The 247-nt window shown below is 69.6% G+C and carries 1 protein-coding gene; it reads left to right on the forward strand.

Annotated elements, in window-relative coordinates; translation table 11 throughout:
• Nucleotides 1-25: 25 nt before the first annotated feature.
• The coding region (locus tag FVA95_RS32465; protein WP_240051818.1) for a hypothetical protein at nt 26-247 on the forward strand (222 nt) is incomplete at its 3' end.

The following is a 247-nucleotide window of genomic DNA, read 5'->3' on the forward strand; positions in this document are numbered from 1 at the left end:
TCCCGACCATGTCCAGGCGCACCGGGTGACGACGGCTGCGGTCGCCGCGTCGGCCGGGGACGGTCATCCGGGCGAGCCGTGGCAGGTCCCGAAGTTCTACTGGACCGTGATGGACGGTGAGTCGATGGCCGAGGCGCTGGAGTCCATCAACGAGGTCGAGCTGCCCGACAGCTGGGTGCGGATCCCGGCCAGTGCGCTGCCGTTCGATCTCGGTCACCGCATCGACGCCGTCATCGACGCGCAGGAC

This window comes from Pseudonocardia sp. EV170527-09 (assembly GCF_008369905.1).
Taxonomy (GTDB): Bacteria; Actinomycetota; Actinomycetes; order Mycobacteriales; family Pseudonocardiaceae; genus Pseudonocardia.